The 23,871-nt window shown below is 62.8% G+C and carries 26 protein-coding genes and 1 other RNA gene; 18 read left to right on the top strand and 9 right to left on the bottom strand.

Annotated features, from left to right (window positions below; genetic code table 11):
- Positions 1-39 precede the first annotated feature (39 nt).
- The 10 genes from yidC to AB7783_RS26275 all read left to right on the top strand — a co-directional run bounded on the left by yidC (position 40) and on the right by AB7783_RS26275 (position 9,073).
- Complete coding sequence (yidC, locus tag AB7783_RS26320; RefSeq protein WP_093759796.1) at positions 40-1,908, top strand: membrane protein insertase YidC; 1,869 nt, start codon at positions 40-42, stop codon at positions 1,906-1,908.
- A gap of 135 nt (positions 1,909-2,043) precedes the next feature.
- On the top strand, positions 2,044-2,694 hold the full coding sequence (gene yihA, locus AB7783_RS26315) for a ribosome biogenesis GTP-binding protein YihA/YsxC (protein WP_441279203.1): 651 nt from the start codon (positions 2,044-2,046) through the stop codon (positions 2,692-2,694).
- Positions 2,694-3,071: a DUF423 domain-containing protein gene (locus AB7783_RS26310; RefSeq protein WP_441279202.1), complete on the top strand. Its 378-nt coding sequence runs from the start codon at positions 2,694-2,696 to the stop codon at positions 3,069-3,071. Before yihA ends, AB7783_RS26310 begins: the two co-directional genes overlap by 1 nt.
- A gap of 92 nt (positions 3,072-3,163) precedes the next feature.
- Positions 3,164-4,060, top strand: a complete 897-nt coding sequence (gene argB, locus AB7783_RS26305) for an acetylglutamate kinase (protein WP_068732793.1) — start codon at positions 3,164-3,166, stop codon at positions 4,058-4,060.
- Between the two features lie 80 nt (positions 4,061-4,140).
- Positions 4,141-5,124, top strand: coding sequence for a DUF1036 domain-containing protein (locus tag AB7783_RS26300; protein ID WP_441279201.1), 984 nt, complete (start codon positions 4,141-4,143; stop codon positions 5,122-5,124).
- Positions 5,125-5,147: 23 nt separating this feature from the next.
- Positions 5,148-5,855 (top strand): pyrimidine 5'-nucleotidase, encoded by a 708-nt coding sequence (locus AB7783_RS26295; RefSeq protein ID WP_441279200.1) that lies wholly within the window; start codon positions 5,148-5,150, stop codon positions 5,853-5,855.
- A 100-nt stretch (positions 5,856-5,955) separates the two neighbouring features.
- Positions 5,956-6,801 carry a 2,3,4,5-tetrahydropyridine-2,6-dicarboxylate N-succinyltransferase gene (gene dapD / locus AB7783_RS26290; protein ID WP_441279199.1) on the top strand — a complete coding sequence of 282 codons (846 nt, stop codon included), beginning with the start codon at positions 5,956-5,958 and terminating at the stop codon, positions 6,799-6,801.
- A gap of 69 nt (positions 6,802-6,870) precedes the next feature.
- Positions 6,871-7,347, top strand: a complete 477-nt coding sequence (locus tag AB7783_RS26285; RefSeq protein ID WP_068732787.1) for a DUF805 domain-containing protein — start codon at positions 6,871-6,873, stop codon at positions 7,345-7,347.
- Positions 7,347-8,516 (top strand): succinyl-diaminopimelate desuccinylase, encoded by a 1,170-nt coding sequence (dapE, locus tag AB7783_RS26280; RefSeq protein ID WP_441279198.1) that lies wholly within the window; start codon positions 7,347-7,349, stop codon positions 8,514-8,516. The genes AB7783_RS26285 and dapE overlap by 1 nt, the downstream gene beginning before the upstream one ends.
- Positions 8,513-9,073, top strand: a complete 561-nt coding sequence (locus AB7783_RS26275; RefSeq protein ID WP_441279197.1) for a phosphorylase family protein — start codon at positions 8,513-8,515, stop codon at positions 9,071-9,073. Before dapE ends, AB7783_RS26275 begins: the two co-directional genes overlap by 4 nt.
- On the opposite strand, the gene truA is transcribed toward AB7783_RS26275, so the two are convergent.
- The 3 genes from truA to def are packed head-to-tail and all read right to left on the bottom strand — an operon-like array spanning position 9,070 to position 11,302.
- Positions 9,070-9,810 carry a tRNA pseudouridine(38-40) synthase TruA gene (truA, locus tag AB7783_RS26270; protein WP_441279196.1) on the bottom strand — a complete coding sequence of 247 codons (741 nt, stop codon included), beginning with the start codon at positions 9,808-9,810 and terminating at the stop codon, positions 9,070-9,072. The two genes, AB7783_RS26275 and truA, sit on opposite strands and share 4 nt — an antisense overlap.
- On the bottom strand, positions 9,810-10,742 hold the full coding sequence (fmt, locus tag AB7783_RS26265) for a methionyl-tRNA formyltransferase (RefSeq protein ID WP_441279195.1): 933 nt from the start codon (positions 10,740-10,742) through the stop codon (positions 9,810-9,812). Before fmt ends, truA begins: the two co-directional genes overlap by 1 nt.
- A gap of 38 nt (positions 10,743-10,780) precedes the next feature.
- The gene (gene def / locus AB7783_RS26260) at positions 10,781-11,302 is read right to left on the bottom strand and encodes a peptide deformylase (protein ID WP_175368577.1); all 522 of its coding nucleotides are present in this window, start codon (positions 11,300-11,302) and stop codon (positions 10,781-10,783) included.
- 231 nt (positions 11,303-11,533) lie between these two features.
- On the opposite strand from def, the gene AB7783_RS26255 reads away from it, so the two are divergent.
- Positions 11,534-12,748: a DNA recombination protein RmuC gene (locus AB7783_RS26255; protein WP_089262814.1), complete on the top strand. Its 1,215-nt coding sequence runs from the start codon at positions 11,534-11,536 to the stop codon at positions 12,746-12,748.
- Positions 12,749-12,788: 40 nt separating this feature from the next.
- On the top strand, positions 12,789-14,156 hold the full coding sequence (locus AB7783_RS26250) for an AmpG family muropeptide MFS transporter (protein ID WP_441279194.1): 1,368 nt from the start codon (positions 12,789-12,791) through the stop codon (positions 14,154-14,156).
- Positions 14,157-14,167: 11 nt separating this feature from the next.
- Here AB7783_RS26250 and AB7783_RS26245 read toward each other — a convergent pair whose 3' ends face one another.
- From AB7783_RS26245 to ffs, 5 genes are all read right to left on the bottom strand, one after another.
- Entirely contained in the window at positions 14,168-14,614 is a 447-nt protein-coding gene (locus AB7783_RS26245) for a hypothetical protein (protein ID WP_441279193.1), read from the bottom strand.
- Between the two features lie 16 nt (positions 14,615-14,630).
- Positions 14,631-15,233, bottom strand: coding sequence for a recombination mediator RecR (recR, locus tag AB7783_RS26240; protein ID WP_089262818.1), 603 nt, complete (start codon positions 15,231-15,233; stop codon positions 14,631-14,633).
- Position 15,234: 1 nt separating this feature from the next.
- Positions 15,235-15,555 (bottom strand): YbaB/EbfC family nucleoid-associated protein, encoded by a 321-nt coding sequence (locus AB7783_RS26235; protein ID WP_089262819.1) that lies wholly within the window; start codon positions 15,553-15,555, stop codon positions 15,235-15,237.
- 21 nt (positions 15,556-15,576) lie between these two features.
- Positions 15,577-17,454, bottom strand: a complete 1,878-nt coding sequence (locus AB7783_RS26230; protein WP_441279192.1) for a DNA polymerase III subunit gamma/tau — start codon at positions 17,452-17,454, stop codon at positions 15,577-15,579.
- A gap of 170 nt (positions 17,455-17,624) precedes the next feature.
- Positions 17,625-17,721, bottom strand: an RNA gene (gene ffs / locus AB7783_RS26225) — signal recognition particle sRNA small type.
- Between the two features lie 180 nt (positions 17,722-17,901).
- On the opposite strand from ffs, the gene AB7783_RS26220 reads away from it, so the two are divergent.
- The 6 genes from AB7783_RS26220 to AB7783_RS26195 all read left to right on the top strand — a co-directional run bounded on the left by AB7783_RS26220 (position 17,902) and on the right by AB7783_RS26195 (position 22,912).
- Positions 17,902-18,324 (top strand): HIT domain-containing protein, encoded by a 423-nt coding sequence (locus tag AB7783_RS26220; protein ID WP_068732762.1) that lies wholly within the window; start codon positions 17,902-17,904, stop codon positions 18,322-18,324.
- 5 nt (positions 18,325-18,329) lie between these two features.
- On the top strand, positions 18,330-19,268 hold the full coding sequence (gene nudC / locus AB7783_RS26215; RefSeq protein ID WP_175368572.1) for an NAD(+) diphosphatase: 939 nt from the start codon (positions 18,330-18,332) through the stop codon (positions 19,266-19,268).
- A gap of 18 nt (positions 19,269-19,286) precedes the next feature.
- A complete protein-coding gene (locus tag AB7783_RS26210) occupies positions 19,287-20,219 on the top strand; it encodes a sugar kinase (RefSeq protein ID WP_441279191.1) in 933 nt (310 codons plus the stop codon).
- A gap of 78 nt (positions 20,220-20,297) precedes the next feature.
- Entirely contained in the window at positions 20,298-20,807 is a 510-nt protein-coding gene (locus AB7783_RS26205) for an Lrp/AsnC family transcriptional regulator (protein ID WP_089262825.1), read from the top strand.
- 145 nt (positions 20,808-20,952) lie between these two features.
- On the top strand, positions 20,953-21,990 hold the full coding sequence (locus AB7783_RS26200) for a YeiH family protein (RefSeq protein ID WP_441279190.1): 1,038 nt from the start codon (positions 20,953-20,955) through the stop codon (positions 21,988-21,990).
- A 10-nt stretch (positions 21,991-22,000) separates the two neighbouring features.
- Positions 22,001-22,912 carry a LysR family transcriptional regulator gene (locus AB7783_RS26195; RefSeq protein ID WP_441279189.1) on the top strand — a complete coding sequence of 304 codons (912 nt, stop codon included), beginning with the start codon at positions 22,001-22,003 and terminating at the stop codon, positions 22,910-22,912.
- A gap of 95 nt (positions 22,913-23,007) precedes the next feature.
- Here the strand turns inward: AB7783_RS26195 and AB7783_RS26190 are convergent, their stop codons facing one another.
- Complete coding sequence (locus tag AB7783_RS26190) at positions 23,008-23,778, bottom strand: molybdate ABC transporter substrate-binding protein (RefSeq protein ID WP_441279188.1); 771 nt, start codon at positions 23,776-23,778, stop codon at positions 23,008-23,010.
- Positions 23,779-23,871: the final 93 nt, after the last annotated feature.

The raw sequence follows: 23,871 nt of genomic DNA, 5'->3' as shown, positions 1-23,871 counted from the left end.
CGAGAGCCGCACCCGCATTTGAATGACGAGACCTGAACGATGACCGACAATCGCAACACCATCATTGCCGTCATTCTGTCCGGCCTGGTGCTGATCGGCTGGCAATATTTCTACAACATCCCGCAGATGGAGAAGCAGCGCGCACAGACCGCGACGCAGACCCAGCTCGCCAACCCGACCGCACAGCCAAACGCCACGCCCGGCAGCACGACGCCGACCGCGAATTCCACCGCCGCAGGCGGCGCACCCACGAATGTGGCGCCGGCCAACGCTCCGATCGTCAGCCGCGACAGCGCCATTGCAGCGTCGCAGCGCGTCAAGATCGACACGCCGCGCATCTCCGGCAGCATCGCGCTGAAGGGCGCGCGCCTCGACGATATCTCGCTGACCAAGTTCCGCGACACCGTGGATCCGAAGTCGCCGGCGATCGTGTTGTTCTCCCCGTCGGGCACGGCCGCACCTTATTATGCCGAGTTCGGCTGGGTCGCCGCCGCCGGTGCGAACACCAAGATTCCCGACCAGAACACCCAGTGGCAGCAAGAAGGCTCCAACGCCCTGACGCCGACCACGCCCGTCGTGCTCAAGTACAACAACGGCGACGGCCTGACTTTCACCCGCACCATCTCGATCGATGACCGCTACCTGTTCTCGGTCAAGGATGACGTCAGCAATATCGGCAACGCGCCGGTGACGCTGTATCCCTTCGCGCTGATCTCGCGCCACGGCACGCCGCATGTCGAAGGCTATTATATCCTGCATGAAGGCCTCGTCGGCTATCTCGGCGACCAGGGCCTGCAGGAATACGGTTACAAGAAGATCGACGAAGCCAAGGCGGTGAATTTCAAGGTCACCAATGCCTGGCTCGGCATCACCGACAAATACTGGGCTTCGGCGCTGCTGCCCGACACTAATGCGCAGCTGCAGGCCCGTTTCTCGTCGAACCTGACCGGCACCCAGCGGACCTACCAGACCGATTATCTGCAGGACGCGCAGACCATCGCCATCGGCGGCACCGGCACGGCCAATGCCCGCCTGTTCGCCGGCGCCAAGGAAGCGGCCACTGTCGGCATCAACTTCCCGCTGGCTGTTGGCCTCGGCGGCTACAATCAGGCGCTCGGCCTCAACCACTTCGACCTTCTGATCGACTGGGGCTGGTTCTACTTCATCACCAAGCCGATGTTCCTGGCGCTCGACTGGTTCTTCCACCTGTTCGGCAATTTCGGCATCGCCATTCTGCTCGTCACCGTGCTGGTGAAGATCATCTTCTTCCCGCTGGCCAGCAAGTCCTACGCTTCGATGGCGAAGATGAAGGCCGTGCAGCCGCAGCTGGCGGCGCTCAAGGAGCGCTTCCCTGACGACAAGATGAAGCAGCAGCAGGAGATGATGGAGATCTACAAGAAGGAGAAGATCAACCCGATCGCCGGTTGTCTTCCCGTCATGTTGCAGATCCCGGTGTTCTTCTCGCTTTACAAGGTTCTGTTCGTCACCATCGAAATGCGCCACGCGCCGTTCTTTGGCTGGATCAAGGATCTGTCGGCGCATGATCCGACCAATCTCTTCAACCTGTTCGGCCTGATCCCCTTCGATCCGACGACGATTCCGGTGTTCGGCCACTATCTCGCGCTCGGCATCTGGCCGATCATCATGGGCATCACGATGTGGTTCCAGATGAAGCTGAATCCGACACCGCCGGATCCGACCCAAAAGATGATCTTCGACTGGATGCCGCTGATCTTCACCTTCATGCTGGCCGGCTTCCCGGCTGGTCTCGTGATCTACTGGGCTTGGAACAACACCCTCTCGGTGCTGCAGCAGGCCTACATCATGAATCGCAACGGCGTGAAGGTCGAACTGTTCGACAACGTGAAGTCGACCTTCGCGAAGAAGCCGGCTGAAAAGAAGACGTAACCCTTGGAGCCCTCATCCTGAGGAGCGGCCACTTGGCCGCGTCTCGAAGGACGAGGGCGGGGCGCTCATGGTTCGAGACAGCGCTTGCGCGCCTCCTCACCATGAGGGCCGGAGCAGCACAGAAAGCCACTTCGCATGACCACTGACACCGATGCGAAGCTGATCGAACAGGGCCGCCTGCTGTTCGCAGGCGAATGGACGTTCATCTGGGCCTCGCCCTCGATCGAGACGCTCCCGCCGATGGCAGGAATGGAAGTGGCCTTTGCCGGCCGCTCCAATGTCGGCAAATCCAGCCTGATCAATTCGCTGACCGGGCGCAACGCGCTGGCGCGGACCTCGCATACGCCAGGCCGCACCCAGGAGCTGATCTTCTTCGAAGGTCCCGATGGCTCCGACTTCCGGCTCGTCGACATGCCCGGCTACGGCTATGCCTCGGCGCCAAAGGTCAAGATCGCGTCCTGGACCAAGCTGATCTACAATTTCCTCCAGGGCCGGGCGAGCCTCGCGCGCGTCTACGTCCTGATCGACTCCCGGCATGGCTTGAAGGATGTCGATCTCGACGTGCTCAAGTCCCTCGATCGCTCGGCGGTCAGCTACCAGATCGTGCTGACCAAGGCTGATCAGGTGAAGAAGAGCGAACTCGACAAGACCTTCGAAGAGGTTCGCACCGAGTTGCGGACTCACCCGGCAGCCTTTCCGGACGTGCTGGTTACATCGTCGCGCACCGGCGACGGCATGGCCGAATTGCGGGCTGCAATGGTCCGCCTGTTGAACGAGCGCAACTGATGACCCGCTTTAGCCTATTTCGCATTCTTGTCATCCTGGCCGGCGTGATGGGCGCCGACGGCGTCATTCTCGCCGCGGCTTCGGCGCATCAGCCGGACGCGACGCGACTGGCCTCGGCCTCCTCGATGCTGCTGTTTCATGCCGCCGCCATTCTCGGTGCCGTCGCCCTGATCGAGCGCGGCGTCGCCCATCTGCAGATCGGCCTGACGGCCGCCTTCGGCTTCGTTATTGCTGCCGCGCTCTTCGCCGGCGACCTGACCCTGCGCCAATATGTCGGTCACGGCTTGTTCACAATGGCCGCGCCGACCGGCGGCACCCTGCTGATCCTGAGCTGGCTGGCGCTGGCGGTATCCGCAGCTTGGCCGCGCCCCACCTGACGCCGGGCCACTGGACAGAGCAGCGATGCTTTGCGCGGCGGCAATCAATCGGCTAGAACGCGCCGCAGATTGCTCACCGTGAGATCCGCTTCATGACCGACGCGCCCATCATCAGTGCTCTCGACCAGGCCCGCATCCTGTCGGAGGCGCTGCCCCACATGCAGCAATATGACGAAGAGACGATCGTCATCAAATATGGCGGGCACGCCATGGGCGCCGAGGATACCGCCCGCGCATTTGCCCGCGATATCGTTCTGCTGGAGCAGACCGCTATCAATCCAGTGGTCGTGCATGGCGGCGGCCCGCAGATCGCGCAGATGCTGCAGCGTCTCGGCATCAAATCGGAATTCGCCGCCGGATTGCGCATCACCGACGCGGCGACCATCGAGATCGTCGAGATGGTGCTGGCCGGCTCGATCAACAAACAGATCGTCAGCTACATCAACGAAGCCGGCGGCAAGGCCGTTGGTCTCTGCGGCAAGGACGGCAACATGGTCACCGCGTCGAAGGCGACGCGCACCATGGTCGATCCCGATTCGAACATCGAGAAGGTGGTCGATCTCGGCTTTGTCGGCGAGCCGGAAAAGGTCGATCTCACGCTGCTCAACCAGCTGATCGGCTATGAGCTGATCCCGGTGCTGGCGCCGCTCGCAGCAAGCAAGGACGGCAAGACCTTCAACGTCAATGCCGATACCTTTGCCGGCGCCGTCGCAGGCGCGCTGAAGGCCAAGCGCCTGCTTCTGCTCACCGACGTGCCGGGCGTGCTCGACAAGTCGAAGAAGCTGATCCCGGAACTGTCGATCAAGGATGCCCGCAAGCTGATCGCCGACGGCACTATTTCCGGCGGCATGATCCCGAAAGTCGAGACCTGCATCTATTCGCTCGAACAGGGTGTCGAAGGCGTCGTGATCATCGACGGCAAGACCCCGCATGCCGTGCTGCTCGAACTCTTCACCAATCAGGGCACGGGCACACTGATTCACAAGTGATGGACGCACCACACCACACGTCGTCATGGCCGGGCTTGTCCCGGCCATTCGCGTCTGGCTGGTGGGCGCGAAAAACATCGTTGACGATTCTCGCCAGCGTCATCTGGCTATTTGCCAGCACGGCCGCACGCGCCGATCTCAAACTCTGCAATCGCATGAGCTATGTCGTCGAAGCCGCCATCGGCATCGACGACAAGAGCGCCACCGCGACGCGCGGCTGGTTTCGCATCGATCCCGCACAGTGTCGTGTCGTCGTACAGGGCACGCTGACAGCCGACCGCATCCTGCTGCATGCCCGCGCGCTCAGCATCTACGGCGCCTCACCCGTGGCGCAGAACGGCACCGACAACCTGTGCATCGCGCCGGATAACTTCGTCATCGCTGCTGCCCGGCAATGCCGTGCCGGACAGTCACAAGTGCCGTTCACGATGATCAAGCCGACGCAGACCGACGACGGCAATATGGTCGCCTATCTCGCGGAAGACAGCGAATATGACGACGAACAGGCCAAGCTCGCCGCGATCCAGCGCCTGCTGGTGATCGCCGGTTACGACGCCGCCCCCATCGACGGCGTGGATGGGCCGAAGACCCAGAGTGCGCTCTCGTCCTTCCTCAAGAGCCGTAGTCTTGCTGCCGATGTGGTTTCAACGCCGAATTTCTTCGAGACAATGATCGCCGCCGTGCAGGCGCCCTCCGCAACAGGCCTGACCTGGTGCAACGACACGTCCTACAAGGTGATGGCGTCAGTCGCGACCGATGATGGCAAGGGCGTTGTCAGCCGCGGCTGGTATCGCATCGAACCAGGCAAGTGCCTGCGGCCGGATATTGTCGGCCAACCCCGCCAGATCCTCAGTTTCGCCGAGGCCGTCGACGACAATGGCCGCAGCATCAAGCTCAACGACAAGCCGCTGAGCTGGGGCGGCGTTCGCATGCTCTGCACGCGCGAGAGCAAATTCGAGATCCGCGAACACAGTGACTGCAATACCCGCGGCCTCACCAGCGCCGGCTTCGCCATCGTCGATATGTCCGGCGGCGGCAAGACGCTGCGCTTTGGGACACCGTGACGGCCAGCCAACAGAGACAATCAATGACCCTGCCGACCAAATCGCCGCGCGCCTTCAACCATGTCGAGACATGGGTGTTCGATCTCGACAACACGCTGTATCCGCACCACGTGAACCTGTGGCAGCAGGTCGATGGCAAGATCCGCGACTTCGTCGCGAATTTTCTCAGGATTTCGCCCGACGCGGCCTTCAAGGTTCAGAAGGACTATTACAAGCGTTACGGCACCACCATGCGCGGCATGATGACCGAACACGGCGTCCGCGCCGACGACTTTCTGGCTTTCGTCCACGAGATCGATCATTCGCCGCTCGAGCCCAATCCGGTGATGGGCGCCGTGATCGCACAACTGCCAGGCCGCAAACTGATCCTGACTAACGGCTCGGTCGCCCATGCCGGCGCGGTACTGGAGCGCCTCGGTTTCGCCGACCAGTTCGAAGCGATCTTCGACATCATCGCCGCCGATCTTGAACCGAAGCCCGCGCAGCAGACCTATGACAAGTTCCTCCGCCTGCACGGCGTCGATCCCTCCAAGGCCGCCATGTTCGAGGACCTGTCGCGCAACCTCATAGTGCCGCACAAACTCGGCATGACGACCGTGCTGATCGTGCCCGACGGCGCCAAGGAGGTCGTGCGCGAGGACTGGGAACTGGAAGGCCGCGACGACGACCATGTCGACCACGTCACCGACGATCTGACGGGGTTTCTGGGAGCGCTGAACAAGGCCCGGTAGGGCGGGATGGCCGCCCGCGCGTCTTGACTCTCCCCGGCCAAATCCCGACAAAAGCTTCAAGAAATCACCTTTTACCCACGATCTGCCCAAGGAAATCGCGATGTCGCTGACCGCCCTCGAATCCACCATCAATGCCGCCTTCGAGGCGCGCGACAATGTCAACGCCTCGACCAAGGGCGAGGTGCGAGATGCCGTCGATCAGGCGCTGAACCTGCTCGACAAGGGCGAGGCCCGCGTCGCCGTCCGCGCCGACGATGGCAAGTGGACCGTCAATCAGTGGCTGAAGAAGGCCGTGCTGCTGTCGTTCCGCCTCAACGACATGGCGCAGATCTCTGGTGGTCCCGGCGGCGCGGCCTGGTGGGACAAGGTGCCCTCGAAGTTCGAGGGATGGGGCGACAACACCTTCCGCGACGCCGGCTTCCGCTCTGTACCGGGCGCTATCGTGCGCAAGTCCGCCTTCATCGCCAAGAACGTCGTGCTGATGCCGTCTTTCGTCAATCTCGGCGCCTATGTCGATGAGAGCTCCATGGTCGACACCTGGTCGACGGTGGGCTCCTGCGCCCAGATCGGCAAGCGCGTGCACATTTCGGGCGGCGTGGGCATCGGCGGCGTGCTGGAGCCGCTGCAGGCGGGCCCGGTGATCATCGAAGACGACTGCTTCATCGGCGCCCGCTCGGAAGTCGCTGAAGGCGTGATCGTGCGCAAGGGCGCGGTGCTGGCCATGGGCGTCTTCCTGGGCGCATCGACCAAGATCGTCGATCGCGAAACGGGCGAAGTGTTCGTCGGCGAAGTGCCGGAATATGCGGTGCTGGTCCCCGGCAACCTGCCCGGCAAGCCGATGAAGAACGGCCAGATCGGCCCCTCCACCGCCTGCGCCGTGATCGTGAAGCGTGTCGACGAGCGCACCCGCTCCAAGACCAGCATCAACGAGTTGCTGCGCGACTGATTTGTCGTTTCGTCCGGTTTGCGCGTAGCATCGTGCAAACCGGACCGATCCGTTGAATTGAGGGCTGCCATGGACTGGACCACGCTGCTTTTCAGCTTCAAGGGACGGATCAACCGCGGCAAATACTGGCTCGCGATCCTGATCTACATAGTGGCCTGGATCGCCTTCGTGGCTGCTGCCGTGATGTGGCTCGGCGGATTCGACACCGACCGGCTGTTCAGCATGGTCGGCGGTGCGTTGCTGCTGTGGCTGGCCGCCATCGTCCTGATCGTCGCCGGCACCTGGTCCGGCATCGCCACCGGCATCAAGCGGCTGCACGACCGCGAGAAGAGCGGCTGGTGGATCCTGGTGTTCTGGCTTGGGCCGAGCGTCCTCAGCGGCATCGGCAGCACCAGCAGCGCGAGCACCAGCTTCGTCTTTCATATCGCCAGCTTCGCCGTGACCATCTGGGCCATCGTCGAACTGGGCTTCCTGCGCGGCACCGCCGGGCCGAACGAATACGGTCCCGATCCGCTTGCCGCGCTTGCCACTGCACCAAGGGTCTGATGTCCACCGACGCTCTCTCCATCGCTCAAGATCTTCTCCGCTGCCCCTCAGTCACTCCTGCTGACGCCGGCGCCCTCGGCGTGCTCGAGAGCCTGCTGACGTCGGCCGGCTTCGAAGTCCATCGCGTCACCTTCAGCGAGGAAGGCAGCGCCGACATCGAAAACCTCTATGCGCGCATCGGGACTTCCGCGCCGCATATCTGCTTCGCCGGCCATACCGACGTGGTGCCGCCCGGTGATGAAGCGGCGTGGACCCATGGCGCTTTCTCCGGCGACGTAAAGGACGGGCTGCTTTACGGCCGTGGTGCCGTCGACATGAAGGGTGGCATCGCCGCGTCAGTCGCCGCAGTGCTGGACTATCTGGCGGCGAATGACGGCAAGCCGCAAAAGGACGGCGGCGGTTCGATCTCCTTCCTCATCACCGGCGACGAAGAAGGCATCGCCGTCAATGGCACCGTGAAGCTGCTGCAATGGGCGGCCGAGCGCGGCGAAAAGTTAGATCATTGCATCGTCGGCGAGCCGTCGAATGTCGAGGAGATGGGCGACACGATCAAGATCGGACGCCGCGGGTCGCAATCAGGCACGCTGGTGGTCGATGGCGTGCAGGGCCATGTGGCCTATCCGCATCGGGCGTCGAATCCGGTGCCCGACATCGCCGCGCTGATCACAGCGCTGAGCAGCGACCCGCTCGATCAGGGCAATGCGCAGTTTCAGCCGTCCAATCTCGAATTCACCTCGGTGGATGTCGGCAACAAGGCGACCAACGTCATCCCCGCGCAAGCGCGAGCGAAGTTCAATATCCGCTTCAACGACCATCACACGCAGGCGTCATTGCGCGACCTGATCGATGCACGCGTCGCAACTGCCGCCGGCAATCGCATTCGCGCGCATGTGATTTGGGAGCCGAGCAATTCGGACAGCTTCGTCACAAAGCCCGGCGCATTTACCGATACGGTCGTCGCCGCGATCAAGGATGTCACCGGCCGTACACCGGATCTCAACACGGGCGGCGGAACCTCGGATGCGCGCTTCATCAAGAACTACTGCCCGGTGATTGAATTCGGCTTGGTCGGGCAGACCATGCATCAGATCGACGAACACACGAAGGTTGCCGATCTGGAGAAGCTCACCCAAATCTATCGCGGCGTGCTGGATCGGTATTTCGCATGAACGGCAAGATTCTCGTCCTCACCGCGCTCGAAAGCGAGCTCGACAAATCACGCGCGCCTGCCGAGATCGAGGTGATTTTCACCGGCGTCGGCAAGATCAACACCACGATCGCAACGCTTCAGGCGGTGCAGGCCATGCAGCCCAAGCTCGTCGTGAACTACGGCACCGCCGGCAAGCTAAACACCAAACTCAACGGCCTCGTCGAGGTCAGCGACGTGATCCAGCGCGACATGAATGCCGAGCCGTTGGCGCCGCGCGGCCGCACGCCCTTTGCGCCCGATCTCGACCGCCTGGTCTCGGGCCAGCGCGGCGTGATCTGCGGCAGCGGTGACAGTTTCGTCACCTCCACCGATCCTTGGCTGGTGTCGAACAATGTCGACATCGTCGATATGGAACTGTTTGCCATCGCGCAGGTCTGCCTGCGCCATGGCATCCGCTGGCGCGCCTTCAAGTTCATCACCGACGACGCCAATGATTTCGCACATGAACACTGGACGGCCAATGTCGCCAATGGCCAGGATCTGTTCTGGGACGCGATGAAGGGCGTGAAGGTCTAGTAGTCGACCTTTACCAGATACAGCCCATCCGGCGGCGCCACGATGCCGCAGGCGCTGCGGTCCTTCGCGGCAAGCGCCGCAGCCAGATCGTCCGGCGTCCAGCTGCCGTTGCCGACCCAGACCAGTGAGCCAACCATCGAGCGCACCTGGCTGTGCAGGAACGAGCGAGCGGAGGTCGTGATAGTGATCGCCTCACCGTTCTGCACCACATCGAGCTGATCGAGCGTGCGGATCGGCGACTTGGCCTGGCATTCGGTATCGCGAAAGGTCGTGAAGTCGTGTCGACCGAGCAAACGCTTCGCAGCCTCGCTCATGGCAGCGACATCGAGCGGGCGCGGCACGCGCCAGACCCGGCCGGCATCGACGGCGAGGTTCGCGCGGCGATTGGTGATGCGATAGACATAGTGGCGTTTGATGGCCGAGAACCGCGCCTCGAAATCATCCGGCACGATATCAGCCGACAGCACGCCGACCGGGTGTGGCCGCAGATGGGCATTCATGCCATCGCGAAAGCGACCCGGCACCAGCACTTTCGGCACGTCGCAATGGGCGACCTGGCCGAGCGCATGGACGCCGGCATCGGTGCGACCGGCGCCATGGACGCGGATCGACTCGCCGCAAATGGCCTCGGCGGCACGCTCCAGCGCGCCCTGTACGGTCAGCGTCGCGTTGGCCTGCACCTGCCATCCGGAAAATGGCGCGCCGTCATATTCGATGATCATCTTGTAGCGCGGCATCAGCCCACCTGCAGAGGCGGCTTCAGCGGCGTGCCACGCAGAAATTCACTGGCCTTCATCGGCTGCTTGCCGGCGCGCTGCAGGTCGATGATCCGGATCGCGCCCTCGCCGCAGGCGATGGTGAGCTGATCGTCGATGATCTCGCCGGGCGCACCCGCGCCCTTTGCAAGCTCGCAGCGCAGAACCTTCACGCGCACCGCCTCGCCCTCGATCGGCACTTCGCACCACGCGCCGGGAAACGGCGACAGGCCATGACAATGCCGAAGCACGTCGCGCGCCGGCTTCGACCAGTCGATCTTGGCCTCGGCCTTGTCGATCTTGGCCGCGTAGGTGACGCCGTCTGCGCTCTGCGGGGTCAGGCTCAGCCGTCCCCTTTCCAGCGCACCCATGGCCCGCACCATCAAGTCGGCACCAAGCGGCGCCAGCGCATCGTGCAGGTCCAGCGCCGTCATCGCATCGGTGATCGCCAGGCGCTCGGCCATGGCGACATCGCCGGTGTCGAGGCCGATATCCATCTTCATCACCATGACGCCGCTCTCGGCGTCGCCCTCCATGATGGCACGATTGATCGGCGCCGCGCCGCGCCAGCGCGGCAGTAGCGAGCCGTGCAGGTTGAAGCAACCTAGGGGCGGCACATCGAGAATGTTCTGCGGCAGGATCATGCCGTAGGCGACGACGACCGCAGCCTCGGCCTCATGCGACCGGAACTCGACTTCCGCCTCCGGCGTCCGCAGCGTTTTCGGCGTGAAGACGGGAATGCCGAGCCGTTCAGCCTCGCGCGCCACCGGCGTCGGCTGCAGCTTCATGCCCCGGCCGGCGGGCTTTGCTTCGCGGGTATAGACGGCGACGATCTCATGGCCGTGGGCCACGAGTTCGAGCAGCGTCGGCACCGCGAAATCCGGCGTGCCCATGAAGATCAAACGAAGCGACATAGGTCGGAGCCGATCTGTTGCAGCGTTGCGCGGAGAAGCTACTCCGCGCGCTTGGCGAGCTTGGTGAACTTCTTCAGCACGCGGTCGCGCTTCAGCTTGGAAAGGTAATCGACGAACAGCACGCCATTGAGATGGTCGATCTCGTGCTGAATGCAGGTCGCGAACAGGCCAGAGGCCTCTTCCTCGATGGTCTTGCCGTCGAGGTCCATATAACGGATCCGCACTGTCGCCGGGCGTTCCACTTCCTCGTAATATTCGGGAATCGACAGGCAGCCTTCCTCATAGACCGAGAGCTCTTCCGAGGCCGAGATGACCTCCGGATTGATAAAGACACGCGGCTTCTTGCCGTCCTCCTCATCGTCCTTCTTGGCGATGTCCATGGTGATCAGCCGCAGCGGAACCGCGATCTGGATCGCCGCCAGCCCGATCCCGGGTGCGTCATACATCGTCTCGAACATGTCGTCGGCGAGCTTGCGCACCTCCGACGTCACCTTCTCGACAGGTTTGGAGATCAGCCGCAACTGTTTGTCGGGCAGGATAATGATTTCACGAATGGCCATGGCGGCGATTTAATCTGCGCGCCGGTCCGGGTCAATCCGCTGGAAAAGCTGGACTTTGAAGGACGTCAACTCCCCGCAAACCATGAAAATTGAGGCGCGGTTAACCATGCCGGTTAAGGTCTGCTTAACCACATTTCTTAGGCTTGGGTTAACCAGGAAAATTCATTTTGCATTAACCATAAATGTTCCCTCTTCGTTCGCGCAACCGACCGAATCGGCTACAAGGATGGGATGAACGAGATTCTTTTCATGATCGGCGACATGCCGGTCACCGCCGGCGTGGCATTGATGGGCTTCAGTGCTCTGGCGCTGGGTTTGCTGCTCACCATCGCCATCATCATCGCTCGCTCCGGTAGCCGCGGCGCCGCCATGGCGATGGCCCAGGCGATCCGCGCCGACGAACTGGAAGAACGCCTCAGCGAAGTGCTGAAGGCGCAGAACGAGGCCACCGGCCGCGTCGACGCCATGGGCCAGGCCTTGGCAGGCCGTCAGGCCGACATGGCACGCGCGGTGTCCGAGCGACTGGACTCCGTGACCCATCGCGTCGGCCAATCCATGGAACAGACCACCCGCAACACGATGGAAAGCCTGAGCGCGCTGCATGAGCGGCTGGGCATCATCGACAACGCCCACAAGAACCTCACCGACCTCACCTCGCAGGTAACGACGCTCCGCGACGTGCTCGCCAACAAGCAGTCGCGCGGCGCCTTCGGTCAGGCGCGGATGGAAAGCATCGTCAAGGACGGCATGCCGAGCGGCGCCTATGCGTTCCAGCACACGCTGTCGTCGGGCAAACGGCCGGACTGCGTGATCTTCCTGCCGGACCAGCGCCCGCTGTGCATCGATGCGAAATTCCCTTTGGAGGCCGTCACGGCGCTGCATGACGCGCGCAGCGACGACGAGAAGAAATACGCAGCACAGCGCTTGCGCGCCGACGTGATGAAGCATGTCACCGACATCGCCGAGAAGTATCTGGTGGCCGGCGAGACGCAGGATACGGCGCTGATGTTCGTGCCGTCGGAATCCGTCTATGCGGAAATCCACGACGGTTTCGATGACATCATCCAGAAAGCCTATCGCGCCCGCGTCGTCTTGGTATCGCCGTCGCTGCTGATGCTGGCGATCCAGGTAATGCAGCAGATCCTGAAGGACGCGCGGATGCGCGACGCCGCCGACCAGATCCGCACGGAGGTACTGAATCTGGGCGACGACCTCACCCGGTTGCGCGATCGCGTGATGAAGCTGCAGACGCATTTCGGGCAGGCCAATGAGGACGTCCGCCAGATTCTGATTTCCGCCGACAAGATCGAAAAGCGCGCCGGCCGCATCGAGGAACTGGATTTCAGCAAGAGCGAGCCGGCGGCCGAGGTGGCCCCGGCGATCGCCAAGACCGCGGCCCCCGACATGTTCGCGCCGCTGCCGCGCAAGATTCAGGCAGGGGAATAGGCCACAGGCCGCTCCCTCCCGAATCTGCTAACCCTTCCCCATGACCAGCGCGCCTGACTCGTCCGAAGCCGCCCTCGCCTTGAAGCCCCGTGCCACCTGGCGCGAGAGCATGGCGGTGTATCTGCAGCCGCGGGTGCTGATCGTGCTGCTGCTTGGCCTGTCGTCGGGTCTGCCGCTTGCATTGTCCGGTTCCACGCTGCTGGTGTGGATGCGCGAATCCGGCGTCGATCTCGGAACCATCGGGCTGTTCGCTCTTGTTGGCACGCCCTACACGCTGAAATTCCTTTGGGCGCCGCTGGTCGATGCGCTGCATGTGCCGTTCTTCACGCGGCAATTCGGCCGCCGCCGTGGCTGGCTGGTGTTCTCGCAACTGTTGCTTATCGGCGCGATCCTGCTGCTGGCGCTCACCGATCCTGCACGCTCGCCGCTGTTCGTGGCCCTCGGCGCGCTGCTGGTCGCTGCTATGTCGTCGACGCAGGACATCGTCGTCGATGCGTTTCGTGTGGAGAGCCTGCCGGAGAGCGAACAGGCGGCCGGCATGGCGTCTTATGTCGCGGCCTATCGCATCGGCATGCTGATCTCGACCGCCGGCGTGCTGTTTCTGGTCAGCGCCTTCGAAAGCACCGGCATCGCGCGCTCCACCGCATGGATGTGGGGCTATGTGGCGATGGCTGCGATGGTGCTGATCGGCACAGTCACAGCGCTTGCGGCCACCGAGCCCGAGCAATCCGCGCAGGCCGAAGCCGCCACACGCGGCGAAAGCGCCTTCACGCGCGTGCTGCAGGCCGCAATCGGCGCGTTCTCCGAATTCCTGGCGCGCAAGGACGCCTGGGCGGCGCTGGCGTTCGTGGTGCTGTTCAAATTTACCGACGCCTTTTCCGGCACCATGACCGCGCCCTTCGTGATCGATCTCGGTTTCACGCGGAATGACTACGCCGCCATCGTCAAAGGCGTCGGCCTTGCCGCGACGCTGATTGGCGGTTTCGCTGGCGGCTTCGTGGCGCGGCGCTATTCGCTGGCGGCGAGCCTGTGGATCGGCGCTGTGTTGCAGGCGGTGTCCAATCTCGCCTTCTCGTGGCTCGCCATCGTCGGCGTCAATCAATGGGCGCTGGCACTGGCCATCTCGGTCGAGAATTTCACCAGCGCCATCGGTACAGTGATCTTCGTCGCCTACCTTTCGGCGCTGTGCAAAAACCCGCTGCACACAGCCACGCAATATGCGCTGCTCACGGCGCTCGCTGCGGTGGGGCGGACCTATCTGTCGGCAGGTGCAGGTTACGTCGCGCAGGCGACGGGATGGCCGATGTTCTTCGTCATCAGCGTGGTCGTCGCGGTGCCGAGCCTGATCCTCCTGATCTGGCTGCAGCGCCGCGCGCATTTCGAGATGCTGGGGCCGGTACGGGTTTAACCGAAGCGAACTCAGTTCGGCTTCGTCACCACGCTCCATTTCGTCACCAGCGCTTCACTCATCTGCCCGGCCTGCTCGGCGCAGGTGACTTCAGCAACCTTGAGCGCAACTTCCTTGCCGACAAGCTTCTTCAGCTGCGTGGCCTGCACGTCATTGGCAACGACGATCTCGAACGTCTCAGGTCCGGTCTCAAGATTGCACAGCCCTGCAGGCGCCGGCAGCCGACGCGGCTCGCTGACCACTTGATACACATTGGTGCGCTTGCCCTTGGCATCGCGGCTGCGCATGGCGTTGAGCTGCCCGGTCAGCACATCGCCGATCTTCATGGTCTTCGGTGCCACCGGTGCGGCTGGCGGAGCCGGCGTTTCGGTCGCGCCTCCGGCAGCCGTAGCAAACAGGCCGGCCGCACAAATCGCAGCGGCCCAGGTCGGCAAAGCCTTCAAGTCATATCGTGTCATCAATGCTCTTCCAGTCTTAAAACAGCGTCCGCTGTCGCATTGCTGCCGACAGCGTGCCTTCGTCGAGATAATCGAGTTCACCACCAACCGGCACGCCATGTGCCAGCCGCGTCACCTTCACATTGGCCTCCTGCAGGAGGTCGGTGATGTAATGTGCCGTGGTCTGCCCATCAACCGTCGCATTCAGCGCCAGGATGATTTCGCTCACCTCTGAATCATGCGCACGTGACACCAGCGCGTCGATGGTCAGATCCTGCGGGCCGACGCCGTCGAGCGGCGACAGCGTTGCACCCAATACATGATATTTGCCCGTCGTCGCATGGGCGCGTTCGAGCGCCCACAAGTCCGCGACATCGGCGACCACCACGATGGTCGAGGGATCGCGGCGCGGGTCCGTGCAGATCGTGCAGGGATTCTGCGTATCGATATTGCTGCAGACCTTGCAGACCTGAATCCGGTCGATCGCCACCTGCAAGGCACCGGCTAGCGGCGTCATCAGCGCCTCGCGCTTCTTGATCAGATGCAGCGCGGCACGCCGGGCCGAGCGCGGGCCAAGACCGGGCAGCCGCGCCAGCAGTTGAATCAGGCGCTCGATTTCCGGGCCAGCCGTGGATGCCATCTCAGGTGAGGCCCATCCCCGGCGGCAGACCGAGGCCGCCGGTCAGCGCCTGCATCTTCTCTTGCATCGCAGCTTCCGCCTTGCGGCGCGCATCACCGAGCGCTGTGACCAGCAGATCCTCAAGGATCTCGACTTCGTCGGCTTTAACCAGCGAGGGATCGATCTTCACGGCCTTCACTTCGGTCTTCGCGGTCATCCGCACGGACACGAGGCCACCGCCGGAGATACCTTCGACCTCGACATGGTCGAGCTCGTCCTGCATCGCCTTCATCTTCGATTGCAGCTGCGCTGCCTGTTTCATCATGCCGAGAAAATCAGCCATGAGTTTTCCTTCGCAGTTCGATTAATCGTCGTCGTTGAGACCGTCGGTCGCGTCATCGCTGATCAGGTCGCTATCGCTGCCGTTGAAGTCGGGCGGCTCAGGGGCGATGACACGAACCTCGACCTTCGCACGCGGAAACCGTGCCAGCACTTCCTTGACCCGCGGATCGGCTTCCGCCGCGCGCTGGCGTTCGTTCTTCTGCTCGAGCTGCTGATCGCGCAGCGTCGGCTGTCCCTGCTCGTTGGACACGATCACGGCCCAACGCCGGCCGGTCCACTGTTCGAGCTTGCGCGACAGATCGTTGATCAGCGTGCGCGACGCCGTGCGCTCCATCGCCAGCTCAAGCCGCCCGTCTTCGATCTTGATCAGGCGCACATCGGCTTCGAGCGCCCCGCGCACCATCAGGTCGCGTTTCTCGCCGGCCAGTGCGACGAGTTCAGGGAAGGTGGAAATCTTCAGCACCGCTGCGGGCGGTGCATCTGCCATGCCGACTTGCGGCCGCGGCGATGGTTCCGCGCCGCCGCGCTGCATGGTCGGACCACGCGACGCACTCGCTGACATCGTCGGCATGGCGGACGGCATCTGCGCTGACGGCAAAGATGCCGACGGAGGGGACGATGGCGCGGCACGGCCTCCACCATTCGTTGGGATCATCGGCGACGTCCCGCCATTCTGGTCGAGCATCCGGATCGCTTCATCCGGCGTCGGCAGATCGGCAACGTAAGCGATGCGCACCAGCACCATCTCTGCGGCGGCGGCGGGACGCGTCGCGCCCTGCACCTCGGTGATGCCCTTGAGCAGCATCTGCCACATCCGCGACAGCACCCGCATCGACAGCTTCGAGGCAAAATCGCGTGCGCGCAGACGTTCGGTCTCTCCAAACGCGACATTGTCGGCGGTTGCCGGCACGATCTTCACGCGGGTGACGAAATTGACGAATTCGGCAAGATCGCTCAGCACCACAATCGGATCAGCGCCGACGTCGTATTGTTCGCGAAATTCCTTAAATGCACTGGCGATGTCACCGCGCGCCAGCGAATCGAACAAGTCGATCACGCGGGTGCGGTCAGCAAGGCCGAGCATCTGCCGCACAGCATCGGCGCGGACCGTGCCCGCGGCATGCGCAATCGCCTGATCGAACAGCGACAGCGAATCGCGCACCGAGCCTTCGGCGGCGCGGGCGATGATGCCCAGCGCTTCCGGCTCGACCTCGACATTCTCTTTGCCCGCGATGTTCGACAGATGCGACATCAGCACGTCGGCATCGACGCGGCGCAGGTCGAAGCGCTGACAGCGCGACAGCACCGTCACTGGCACCTTACGGATTTCGGTCGTGGCGAACACGAACTTGGCGTGTTCCGGCGGCTCTTCCAGCGTCTTCAGGAACGCGTTGAAGGCGGCGGTCGACAGCATGTGGACTTCGTCGATGATGTAGACCTTGTAGCGCGCGCTGGACGGCGCATAGCGCACGCTGTCATTGATCTGGCGGACATCGTCGACGCCGGTATGGCTCGCGGCATCCATCTCGAGAATGTCGATATGCCGGCTTTCCATGATCGCCTGGCAGTGGATGCCCGGCGTTGGCATATGGATGGTCGGGCCTTTGACCGAGCCATCGGCCATTTCATAATTCAGCGCGCGCGCCAGAATACGCGCCGTCGTGGTCTTGCCGACACCGCGGACACCGGTAAGGATCCACGCCTGCGGAATCCGGCCGGTCTCGAACGCATTGGAGACGGTGCGGACCAGCGCTTCCTGGCCGATCAGATCGTCGAAACTGCCGGGGCGGTATTTACGCGCGAGCACGCGATAGGGCGTGGCGGCAGCAGGCGCCGGGGCAACGCCCATATCGAAACCGCTCTGGTGATCATCAGGAGGGGACGTGCCAGCGTCGGTCATCGAGGAATCCGCAATGTGTTGTCTCGTAAAGCCGGCTTGCGGAACATCTGGCGCATCATAGGCGGAACAGGACACAGGTTCCGGCCTTCGATGCTGCCTCACTCATCGAACAAGGCGCCCACCGAGCAAACGACCCATGTGCAGGACGCTGAATTTGCTCGATAAAACAAGTAGGAGACTGACGAGCGACCCGATCCGGATCTCGTTAGGGCTGCTTCCTTCCGGACCTGACCCGATTGGCGAGTGGCTCGTCCACCGCCAATCTCCCGGTGCTTATTTGGGGCCAAAATGGTCGGAAAGCAAGCGCGGCGCGTGTCGCAAGTCCGCCGCAAGTTTTGCGCAGGAAAGTCGCAAGAAAACGTGGTCCAGACGCGCAAAACCGGCCATGACGGGAGTTGTCTGCGCAGCCGCTTCCTGCGACGCTGTGCGCCTTAATCGAGAGTCAGAATGGCCGCTCCCTCCTCCTGGTCGCTGCACGAGCAGCTGCAACAAGACACCATCGACATCGGCGACCTCCCCCTCAGCCGCGTGCTGGTGGTGAAGGACGCGCACTACCCCTGGCTGATGCTGGTGCCGCGCCGCGCCGACACGACCGAGATCATCGATCTCGACGAGGTCGCGCAGGGCCAGTTGATGACCGAGATCAACCGCGTCGGCCGCGCGCTCAAAGAAATCACCAAATGCGACAAGCTCAATGTCGCGGCGCTCGGCAACATGGTGCCGCAGTTGCACGTCCACATCATCGCGCGCCGCAAGACCGATGCCGCCTGGCCGCGGCCGATCTGGGGCGTGATGCCACCACTCGCCCATGACGCGGCAGAAGTGCAGCGCTTCATCTCAGAACTCCGCCGCAAGATCTGGCTCGGTTGACCATCATGACAAGCAAGCTGTTTCCGCTCGGCCATCCGGCCTTCGTCTCCAACACGCTCGACCGCGCCGCGCATCTGCGCTTCAGCGACGAGAAACTGTTCGCGCTGGAGGGCAAAAGCTCCTCGCGCGCTTATGTGATCTACCGCGACTCGCTGGTCATGAAGAAGGATGGCGATGCCCAGCGCGCGCTGCTGACCATCGACGAGGCGCTGAAATTCGGCGCCAATCCTGGCACTGTCTTTCTGGGCCTGCGTGACGGCGATGCGGTGTTCGGCATGGGCATCGGCGCACCCGCCGTCGAAAAGCTGCTGACCCGCGACGATGTCGTCGTCAGCGAACTCCGCGGCATGGCCATGCAGGGCATGGTGCCGCCGGAGCAGCTTTCGGCGGTTGCACAGGCCAAGTCGCTCGTCTCCTGGCATCAGCGCCACGGGTTTTGCGCCAATTGCGGCGCCAAATCGTCGATGGCCGAAGGCGGCTGGAAGCGCGTTTGCCCGAGCTGCAAGACCGAGCATTTCCCGCGTACCGATCCTGTCGTCATCATGCTGGTGGAGAAGGGCGACAAGTGCCTGCTCGGCCGCCAGAAACAATTTGCGCCGGGCATGTATTCTTGCCTCGCCGGCTTCGTCGAAGCGGCTGAGACCATCGAGGACGCGGTGAAGCGCGAGATCTTCGAGGAAGCCGGCATCCGCTGCACCGACGTCACCTATTACATGACGCAGCCCTGGCCCTACCCGTCATCGCTGATGATTGGCTGTTCCGCTCGCGCCATCAGCGACGAGATCACCGTCGACAAGATGGAACTTGAGGACGCCCGGTGGTTTGACCGTGACGAGGCGATGCTGATGTGGAAACGCGAACACCCGGACGGGCTCGCGGGGCCGCACCCATTCGCCATCGCGCATCATCTGCTCGGTCGTTGGCTGCATCCCGACCAAGCCTGACCACACGGGGAATCCTTCATGAGTGCCAAGCCTGTCCACGTATTGTGTATCGGCCTGCCGGTTCGCGACCTGACCTTTGCCGTCGAAGCCGTCCCGGGGCGTGGCCAGAAATTCCCCTCCCAACGTTTCGCCCAGATCATCGGCGGCAATGCGCTCAACGCCGCCATCGGCGTCAGCCGGCTGGGTGGCCGGGCGTCGATGACCGGGCCGATGGGCGACAAGAACGAGACCGCCGACCAGTTTCTGTTCGACGACCTTGCCAAGGAAGGCATCGACTCCGCGCATCTGGTGCATATGCCGGGTCTGGTGACACCGATCTCGGCCGTCATGATCGACCCTTCGGGCGAGCGCACCATCGTCACCTTCCGCGATCCCGAACTCTGGAAGGTAAAACTGCCCGATCACGACCTGCTGCTGCAGGACTGCAGCGCCATTCTGGTCGAGAGCCGCTGCGCCGGCTTTGCCACCGAGCTTTGCATCGAGGCACGCCATCGCGGCATTCCCGTCGTCGTCGACATCGACAGCACGCTGTCGCAGCGCGAGGGCCTGCTGACCGCCTCCTCGCACCTGATCTTTTCGGACGATGCGCTGCAATCGACCGCCGGCATCACCGACAATCTCAAGGCGCTGCAGAAGATGGCGACGCTCACCTCGTCCTTCCTTGCTGTCACCCGCGGCCCCAAGGGCACCCTGTGGCTCGACGAGCAGGGACATCCCAAGGAAACCCCGGCCTTCCCCGTTCACACCGTGGACACCCTCGGCGCCGGCGACATTTTCCATGGCGCCTTCGCGCTGGAATTCGCGGGCGGCAAGTCGGTACCGGAGGCGCTGCGCTTCGCCTCCGCCGCCGCGGCCCTGAAATGCACCCGCTATGGCGGTGCTTTTGCCTGCCCGCAACGTGCTGAAGTCGAACAGCTTTTGAGGGAATCCAAGGTCGGCGCCCTTAGTTGAGGCGGTACAGGGCTTGCTTTGGAAGAATGTTCTATATATGAGGTTACTCGACCCTATAATTAGAACAAAGTTCTTCTCATGACCGATGTCGCCGACCAGCCCCTTGAATCCACCCGCCGCCTCGATGCGATCGATCGCAAGATCCTGACCGTCCTGCAGGAAGACGCCTCGCTGTCGGTGGCCGAGATCGGCGACCGCGTCGGGCTTTCGTCAACACCGTGCTGGAAGCGCATCCAGCGCCTCGAGGCGGATGGCGTGATCCTCCGCCGGGTGGCACTGGTCGATCAAAACAAGATCGGCCTGGGTATCTCGGTGTTTGTCTCGGTGGAGAGCGGCGACCATTCCGACGCCTGGCTGAAGAAATTCGCCGATGCCGTCAGCGCCATGCCCGAAGTCATGGAATTCTACCGGATGGCCGGCGACGTCGACTACATGCTGCGCGTGGTCGTGGCCGACATGCAGAGCTACGACATCTTCTACAAGAAGCTGATCAGTGCCGTGGCCTTGAAGAACGTCACCTCCCGCTTCGCCATGGAGAAGATCAAGTCGGTCACGGCACTGCCGGTGCCACCGATGCCGGCTGCTTGAGAAATACCGCGCTGTCGTCGCCCTGTCGGACCGGGCGACGACGCCGAAACAGATCAATCATATACTTCGATTGAATCAACAATAATGATCAATTAGATTTATTGATCAAACGGCATGAGGATGTGGCCAAACCGGAGTTTGGCCCATGACCGTTCTTGCCCAAGATGCGAACCGCACCAGCCCGCTTGCTGCTCGCAACCTCCCGCTTCTTCCCGGATTGGCGCTCACCGGCGCCATCGCCGGCACTGCACTCGCTTTGCGTGAAATCCCCTATGTCGGCCTCGCCAGTCCGATGATCTTGGCTATCGGCATCGGTATCGCGATCCAGAACACATCCGGCACGCCGGCTGCGGCCAAAGCCGGCATCACCTTCTCCATGCGCAGCATCCTGCGCTTCGCCATCATCCTGCTCGGCCTGCAACTCACCGCGGCGGAATTGCTGGAGGTTGGCGGCATCGGCTTTGCGGTGATCGCGGCGACGCTCCTTGCAACCTTCATCTTCACCACATGGTTTGGCCGCGCGATGGGTATCGACCGCAGACTGGTCGAACTGATCGCCGCCGGCACATCGATTTGCGGCGCGTCCGCCGTGATCGCAACCAACACCGTGACCCGCGCGCCCGATGAGGATGTCGCCTACGCGGTCGCCTGCGTCACCATCTTTGGCTCGATCGCCATGTTCGTCTATCCGCTACTCGGTAGCGTGCTGCAGCTCGACCCGCATCATTTCGGGCTTTGGGCTGGCGCATCGATCCACGAGATCGCGCAGGTGGTCGCGGCCACCTTCCAGCAGAGCCGCGACGCCGGCGAATTCGGTACCGTCGCGAAACTCGCGCGCGTGATGATGCTGGCACCGGTGGTGATCACACTTGGCCTGCTGGCGACACGGCGCGCACGCGCCATCGGCGCGGAATCCGGCAGCGCCAAGGTGCCGATGCCGTGGTTCGCCTTCGGCTTCGTGGCGATGGTGATCCTGAATAGCCTCGTTGACGTGCCGCATGCAGCTATGAGCCTGATCATTCCGATCACGACCTTCCTGCTGACCATGGCGCTCGCCGCAATGGGGCTGGAAACCAATATCCAGAAGCTGCGCGCCAAGGGCCTGCGCCCGCTGCTGCTCGGCGCCGCAGCCTTCCTGTTCATTGCCGGCTTCAGCCTCATGCTGGTGAAACTGACTACCTGACGGAGATGCCATGACGCTCGAACAGCTCCGGATATTCGTCGCCGTCGCCGAACACGAGCACATGACGCGGGCTGCCGAGAGTCTGCATCTTACCCAATCTGCCACCAGTGCCGCCATTGCCGCGCTGGAAACGCGCTATGCGACGCAGTTGTTTCACCGCGTCGGCCGCCGCATCGAATTGACCGAGATTGGCCGCGCCTTTCTGATCGAAGCCCGGGCCCTGCTGGCACGCGCTGCCGCCGCGACGACCGTCCTCACCGATATGGCCGGCATGACGCGCGGCTCCCTTGCGCTGGCCGCAAGCCAGACCGTCGGCAACTATTTTCTACCACCCATCATGGCGCGCTATCGCCAGCACTTCCCCGGCATCGACCTCAGCCTCCGCATCGGAAATACCGAACAGGTGGCCGACTGGGTGCGCGATGGCGAAGTCGATCTCGGCATCGTTGAAGGCGCGGTTGACGATCCGGCGCTCGCGACCCAGCCCGTGGGCGACGACGAACTTGTGCTGGTGGTCGGTCAATCGCATCCATGGGCGCGACAACGCACCATCGCGCCAGCTCAGTTCGCCGAGACGCAATGGGTGCTGCGTGAAGTCGGCTCCGGCACGCGCGCCATTGCGCAATCGGTACTGGACCAATCAGGAATCGCGCCCGATGACATCCGTATCGCCATGGAGCTGCCGTCGAACGAAGCCGTCTGCGCGGCCGTCGTGGCCGGCGCGGGTGCGAGCATTATCTCCCGGCTGGTCGCCACCGCCCTAATCGGCAACGGTGACCTGATTGCGCTCGACGCCCAATTGCCGACCCGCCGCTTCGTCATGCTTCGGCATAAAGAGCGCTACGCGACACGGGCCGCACGCGAAATGTCGCAAATGATCATGGCAGGCAAGACGACAATGACCAATTCTACAGTGTCATAAATTCCAACAAGGCAAGCATCGGATGAGTCCAACGACGAGGCAGGGCAAGACGTCTTGCCTGCCTCGTCGCAAAACCCATCTCCGCTTCGAGCTGATCAATCGAGGCCGCTCTTCTTCATCAGAGCGACGGCGGCGGGCGACGAGATGTAGGTGAAGAACTGCTTCGCAGCTTCCACGTGCTCGGCCTTCGACGAAACCGCCGCAGTGACAACACTGCTCTTCTGCAGATCCTCCGGCAACGGCCCCACAATCGCCAAACCCGGCTCCAGGCGCAGCTCGCTAATTTGCTGCAGGCCAAGTTCGACCTCTCCGCTCGCAACCGACTCGCCGACGAATTTCCGGCCGAGAATGACCTTGCTCTTGGCAGCGACTTCGTCGGCGATACCGAGCTTCTTCAAGAGAACGTTGGCGACGTAACTGCCGCTGGCGCCCTCCGAATAGCCGATCGATGACGCGTTCAGGAGCGCTTGGCGCAGAGCCGCCGCGGAGGATATGTCAGGCAGTGGATGCCCCATCTTGACCGCCACGCCGATCTTGGAGACCGCGATATCCTTGCGCTCGAGAGGCACAAAGAAGCCGCCCTTCACCAGCTCGTCCATCCCCGTATTCACCATGATCAGCACATCGACGTGCTCACCGTTCTTGATACGCACCTGGCTCGCTTCCGGCGAGTTGCCGGACGACGGCCCCCACGACATCGTCACTTTGTGACCGGTATCGCGTTCGAACAGAGCCGCGATTTCGGAAAACGATCCTTTCAGGATTCCCGTGGTCAAGACTTTGATGTTGTCTGCCTGTGCATTGCCTGCACATGCGAGCAGGGCGCCGACGGCAACCAAAGTCTTCGCTGTTCGCGTGAAGTTCATACTGAATCCTCCCTTTCTTGTTTTGGCGATCACGGCTGACCGCAAGGCCGGCATGTGCCGGATCTTGCGGTGAGGTCTTGGACTTGCGTCGCC

The sequence above is a fragment of the Tardiphaga sp. 172_B4_N1_3 genome, from assembly GCF_052076035.1.
Taxonomy (GTDB): domain Bacteria; phylum Pseudomonadota; class Alphaproteobacteria; order Rhizobiales; family Xanthobacteraceae; genus Tardiphaga; species Tardiphaga robiniae.
This window is presented reverse-complemented; position numbering and strand designations above follow the sequence as displayed.